At 63.1% G+C, this 1,994-nt stretch carries 3 protein-coding genes; all 3 read right to left on the bottom strand.

Annotated elements, in window-relative coordinates; translation table 11 throughout:
* Positions 1–634, bottom strand: a 634-nt coding sequence (locus AC2VOP_RS10585) for a dTDP-glucose 4,6-dehydratase (protein WP_486960918.1), incomplete at its 3' end; no start/stop codon positions are given.
* Between the two features lie 87 nt (positions 635–721).
* The gene (locus AC2VOP_RS10580; RefSeq protein WP_486960917.1) at positions 722–1,060 is read right to left on the bottom strand and encodes a hemophore-related protein; all 339 of its coding nucleotides are present in this window, start codon (positions 1,058–1,060) and stop codon (positions 722–724) included.
* 63 nt (positions 1,061–1,123) lie between these two features.
* On the bottom strand, positions 1,124–1,994 hold an 871-nt coding region (gene rfbA / locus AC2VOP_RS10575; protein WP_486960916.1), incomplete at its 5' end, for a glucose-1-phosphate thymidylyltransferase RfbA.

Here is a 1,994-nt window from a genome sequence, read left to right as displayed (position 1 = left end):
CGCCGCTGCCGTACAGCTTGGCGCGACGGCCGGTCAGCAGGTTGGTGATCTGGCGCGGAATGAACTTCTCCACATGCTGATACGGGCCGTAATTGTTGGAACAGTTCGAGATCGTCGCCCGCACCCCGTAAGAGCGCACCCAAGCCCGCACCAGCAGATCGGCAGCGGCCTTGGTCGACGAGTACGGGCTCGATGGCTGGTAGGCGGTGTCCTCGGTGAACCGGCGCGGTTCGTTGAGAGCCAGGTCGCCGTAGACCTCGTCCGTGGAGATGTGATGCAGCCGCACCCCGTGTCTGCGGACCGCTTCCAGCACGGTGTAGGTGCCGATCACGTTGGACCGCAGGAACGGTTCGGGGTCGCTCAGCGCGTTGTCGACGTGGGTTTCGGCGGCGAAGTGCAGCACCGCGTCGGACTCCGGAGCCAGCTCTGCGACCAGCGACTGCACCAGCTCGGCGTCGGTGACATCGCCGCGCACCAGCCTGATGTCGTCGGCGACCGGAACCAGCGACTCGCTGCTGCCGGCGTAGGTCAACGCATCGAGCACCGTCACCGCCGTATCGGGGCGCTCCCGCAGCGTGCTGTGCACGAAGTTCGCACCGATGAACCCGGCACCGCCGGTGACCAGCAACCGCATGGGACAACAGTAGCGGCAGCGACGTTCGGCCCCACCATCCTGGTCCTGACGGTGCTTCACGCCACCACGGTGCCGTGCCCGGCCTGCTCAGTAGTTATTGCAGGTCGCCGCGACCTGTTCGACGAGGCCAAACATCTGCTGTGCCCTTGGCGAGCCCTGCACCTGCTGGATCATCTGCAGGCGTTGGCTCGGCGGCGAGGCCAGGAACCGCTGCAGGCCGCTCTGCGCCAGCGGCGATGCGTTGAATTGCGCGGCAGCTTCCGGATTGCTCGCGTTCAGCGCGCTTATCACCTGCGGATAGCTGCAGGTGGTGTTGATGATCGGATCCAGATCGGGATCTGCGGACGCCACCCCGGTTCCGGCGATCGCTGACAACGCCAGACTGCCAGCCGCGACGGCCAGCGTGGTCAATGACAGTTTGCGCATGTGCGGATTCCTTTCAACTGATCGCACCGATGTTCGTCGGCCGACTCAAACTTGTGCTTGACGTTATCTGCCCACTCCGTCGAGAAGGTCGAGTAAGTAGCCGCCGTATCCCGATTTGACCAGGGTTTCGGCGCGTTCTCGGAGCTGGTCGTCGCTGATGAAGCCGCGCCGCCAAGCGACTTCCTCCGGGACACCGATGTTCAGGCCTTCACGCCGCTCGATGGTGCGGACATAGTTCCCGGCGTCGAGCAGCGAATCGAAGGTTCCCGTGTCGAGCCACGCGGTCCCGCGGCGGAGGACTTCGACCGACAGATCGCCCCTGTCGAGGTAGACACGGTTGACGTCGGTGATCTCATACTCGCCACGATCCGATGGCCGTAGCGAAGCTGCAATGTCGACCACATCGTTGTCATAGAAGTAGAGTCCCGGCACTGCGTAATTCGAGCGGGGACGCTTTGGCTTCTCCTCGATGCAGATTGCGCGGCCGCGTGCATCGAACTCGACGACGCCGTATGCCGTCGGATCGGATACCCGATAGGCGAAAATTCCGCCGCCATGGATGTCCCTGAAGCGGCCCAGCTGTGCTCCCAGGCCGGAACCATAGAAAATATTGTCACCCAGAATAAGCGCGACGGAATCGGCACCGATATGGGCTTTGCCAATGACGAATGCCCGAGCGAGCCCGTCGGCAATCGGCTGAACCGCATAGCTGATCGAGATACCGAACTGGGAACCATCGCCCAATAATCTTTCGAATGCAGCGATATCGGTTGGCGTCGTGATGACCAGGATGTCGCGAATTCCCGCGAGGATGAGCGTGGACAGAGGATAGTAGACCATCGGCTTGTTGAACACCGGCAGCAGCTGCTTGCTGGTGCCCACGGTGATCGGATGCAGCCGGGAGCCGACTCCGCCCGCGAGGATGATTCCGCGC

Source organism: Mycobacterium sp. TH-M106 (assembly GCF_057473765.1).
This window is presented reverse-complemented; position numbering and strand designations above follow the sequence as displayed.